The sequence below is a fragment of the Luteibacter sp. P4_D7_3 genome (genome assembly GCF_056401735.1).
Genome location: NZ_JBFUIT010000351.1, coordinates 1 through 3,948, shown reverse-complemented (window position 1 = coordinate 3,948; position 3,948 = coordinate 1). Strand labels below are relative to the sequence as shown.

The 3,948-nt window shown below is 62.3% G+C and carries 3 protein-coding genes; all 3 read right to left on the bottom strand.

Annotated elements, in window-relative coordinates:
* Window positions 1–2,199: class I SAM-dependent methyltransferase (locus AC1DSN_RS19630; RefSeq protein WP_477332362.1), on the bottom strand; the 2,199-nt coding region annotated here is incomplete at its 3' end.
* On the bottom strand, window positions 2,196–3,548 hold the full coding sequence (locus AC1DSN_RS19625; protein ID WP_477296831.1) for an ABC transporter ATP-binding protein: 1,353 nt from the start codon (window positions 3,546–3,548) through the stop codon (window positions 2,196–2,198). The genes AC1DSN_RS19625 and AC1DSN_RS19630, both read right to left, overlap by 4 nt.
* Window positions 3,538–3,948, bottom strand: a 411-nt coding sequence (locus AC1DSN_RS19620; RefSeq protein ID WP_477332360.1) for an ABC transporter permease, incomplete at its 5' end; no start/stop codon positions are given. The genes AC1DSN_RS19625 and AC1DSN_RS19620, both read right to left, overlap by 11 nt.

The following is a 3,948-nucleotide window of genomic DNA, read 5'->3' as shown; positions in this document are numbered from 1 at the left end:
CTGCACGGCCCGATCACGCTCGACGACGACTTCCGAACGCAGGCGTTCGATCTGGGCAGCCTTCGTGGCCTCGGCTCGCTCGAAGACATCGACCTCTGCCGCAAGCCTGTCCGCTCTGCGCCGCGCAAGACCAAGGTTGCGGCGCAGCGTCGCGACTTCCAGCATGTATGCGCCAAGCATCGCACCGTCGACCTCGTTTTCGCCTTCCGTCACCTGGACGAGGGCATCGAGATGCTGCGTGGCGCTCGCGAGTTGCTCATCCAGCCCTTTCGCCCACCTGGCGACATCCTGGTGTTCCGCGACGAGCCTCGCGTAATTCCCGCGCGCGTCGTGGAGCTCTACATCCAGCCCGCGCGCCCAGACGGCGACCTGCTCGTGCTCCGCCAGCAGCGCATCGTGATGACGCTGCAGGGCGGCCAGATGTCCTCGCAGTTCCTGAAGATCATGAAGTGCGGGAACCAAGGCACCTTCCGTCGCGCTGGCAATAGAAATCGGCATGCGCCCAGCGGCAAACGTCTCGCTCGAAAGGTCCGAGCGACCGTTCGAGACAGCAGCCTGGAATTGGCGCTCCTTCGCTACGTAGCGATCGAGATCACCAGGGAGGAGCAAGAGATCCTCGCCGCACTCCCGCATCGCATCGGCAATGAACGACGAGACGAGCGCGTGCTTCGGGTCGAAAGGCCGCGCAACCGATACGCAACCCGAAATGAGCTCCAGCAATCCACGGAACGCCAGAAAACCAAGCGGCACCGGATGAGTGCTGCGCCACTCCAGATCGATGAACCGGGGCTCTCCATCCGCCGCCTGCACAAGGTTGTGGGGCACCAGGTCGATGGCATCACCGGGCAGCATGGTCTCCGCGCTGTAGCGGGACAGGCGCAACGTATCCAGGTCGATCCCGACATGGATGGCCACGGCGTCAAGCCAGCGACGGACCCAGGCACCCACGTCTTCGATACGCCACCCATCGCGAAGGAGGGTTTCGTAGATCTCATCGGTAAGCGTGCGTCCGTGCACGTAGCTTTCGTCGGCGGGATGGCAGGCATAGGTACCGCTCTCGCGTTCGACGCCTTCGACCAGGAAGTTCCTGCGCACCCATGCACCGGCGGAGCCGTGCTCGAACGTGGCCTGCTTGGCGAACTGCCGAGCACGTTCCGTCGAGAAGTGATAAGCGGAGACCTTCGCATTCTCCTCGCCGAAGAGCTCGACGGCGTCCGCGGTATGTGCGACCACAAGGAACGAGTTGGCGACATCGACCAGCAGGTTATTGCGCGCCATGACCTCCCAGGTCCGATCAATCGCGAACAGGGGCGGCCGGCCGAACTGGGGATCTTTGGTCGATGAAGCAGCCGCGAGAGCAGCGCCGCCGTCGAAACCCGGCATCGCATCGTCGCCCCGGGCAAGCAGGACAGACGTAGGAAGCTTGTAATCCGGGAAGGGCAAGGCGAAACCGACATCCGCGAACCCTGCTTCGCGAATCAGGCGCGCTAGCGCACCGCGCCCGTACGTGCGTGCGCCGGTGTTCGCATACAGGTCGGCGACGCCCAGCATGGGCCTGCCAAGGTGATCCTCGGGAGCTCCCGCGAAGTACTTCAGACCGAGCTGGTTCTCGATCGCCACGAGTAGCACGCCACCGGGCTTCAACAACTTCCGCGCGCACTCGAGCCAGTGCCGGGCGGCGTCCGGTCGATCGGAAAAACGCTCCGCATACTCCAACACGCCAATCAGGGTGACCGCGTCGAACCTGGCGGTGGTGTCGAACGCCTCAAGGTTCTCGACCACCACGTTGACCGAAGAGAGGTCCTCACAGCGCTTCGCGGCAACGCGCGCGCGCCGTGGCGACGGCTCGATCGCAACGACTGAGCGCGCCGTCTCACCGAGGTAGCGCGTGATGGCGCCACAGCCTGCGCCGATTTCGAGCACGTCTCCACGCAGGAGATTCGCCAGCGGGCGCATGAGGTTCGCACGTCGCGAGCTCAGGTAGTACCGCGTGGGCCAGTCCGAAATCTTATCGGCCAGCTCCGCCGACAGGACCGATCTGTCAGCACACGCGGCGATCAGCGCGAAGAGGTTTTCCTCGACGGCTTCCCCATCCGAGTAGGCCCACTCATGGACCGCGTCTGTGCGCAGCCAGCAGCGGGACGCTTCGTCGAAGCGGTAGTTTGCGAGGCTTCTTGCCGGATCGAATGTATGAGTCATAGGAATTGCAGTCGGGCGCCAAGATCCGTAATGCCGATAAAGGCGAGATCGGGCTCCACGCAGAGGTGAATGGCGTCGTATCGACGATCATGAGGCGCGGCTTCGCCGCTGCCGTCGCGGCTGGCGATGCCCACCGAGAGGAAATAGTCGCCGGGTGCGCAGTTAAGCGAAAACTGGCAAAGCACCACGCCGGAATGCCCGGCTTCCCCCGCGGGGAAGGCTTCCTCCATCAAGGCCATCTCGGTGTTGGTTCCATACACCGTCAGACCTTCCTTGGTTTTCAACGTGACGCCCAGGATGGGGCGAACCATGTCTGTCTTGAAACGGAAACGCAGGTACAGCGAAATCTCGGCTCCGCTTCGAACAACCTGCGGAAACGCCTCGTCACCGGCAAACACGGCGAAATCCATGATCTCGGCACAACCGTCGCCCCAACGATGCTCGTAAGGATTATAGGAAGGCCTGGACGTGAAGAAGGCGTCATGACGCTCGCCAAAAGCCGGATCGAGGGCGTGAAGCTGGGGACTCACCGAAGCATCCCCCGCGTGTTCGCCGGTCTTCTCGATGACTTGCTCGTTCTTCTGACGCCCATAGAGAAGATCGAGATATCGGTTCACCACGGGACGCGGCGCACCGTCTTCGAGCTTGTGACCCTGGTCGATCAGGATGGCGCGGTCGCAGTGTGTCACCACCTGCTCGGTGGAGTGCGTGACTAGCAGGATGGATGTCCCACGTTCACGCAAGGTCTTCAGGCGCGCGAAGCATTTGGCCTGGAATCTGGCGTCGCCTACGGCGAGCGCCTCATCGACGATAAGCACATCGGGGTCGATCTGCGCCTGGACAGCAAATGCCAGCCGCACAGTCATGCCGCTGGAGTACGTCTTGACCGGTTGATGGACAAAATCACCGATATCCGCGAAGGCCAGGATGTCATCCAGCTTGGCATTGACTTCCTCGCGGGAAAGGCCGAGCAACGACGCATTAAGGAAGACGTTCTCCAGGCCGGTGAACTCCGGATTGAAGCCCGAACCGAGTTCGAGAAGCGCAGCGACGCGCCCGGCCACGGATGCCTCGCCAGAGGTCGGTGCGACGGTCCCGGCGATGATCTGCAACAAAGTGGATTTGCCGGATCCGTTGCGTCCGATCAGCGCCACGCATTCGCCGCGGCGAACACTGAACGACACGCCGTGGAGAGCCCAGAATTCCTTGAAGTAACGTGCCTCGCCTGCAGACATCATTCGCCGCGCACCGGACATGACCATCTGCTTGAGGCGATCGACGGGCTTCGCATAAATCTCGTAACGCTTGCTGACGTTGTCGACCTTGATGACCAGATCGTCAGATGACATCGGCAAAACCCCTTCGCGTCGCGTGGAAGGCAAGCCAACCGAACCAGGCCATGCACAAGGAAGCCAGCAGGTACACCACGGTGTCCTGCCATGCCGGCAGCTGTCCCCAGAGGATCACGCCCCGCGCCGACTCCACGATGAAGGTGAGCGGATTGAGCGACAGCACCCAGCGGTACTGCTCAGGAAGACTGGTCCGCGGGTAGAAAATCGGCGCGAGGAACACCAGCGACATGGTCATGACCGTCATGATTTGCTGGGTATCGCGAAAGTACACGCCGAGCGCGGAAAACAACCAGGTCACGCCCGCGATCATGGGAAGGAAAAGCAGCATGACCAGCGGAAACAGGACGGCGGTCGCTGCGATATGCGTGCCCGTGAGAATCATCGCCACAACCAGGAC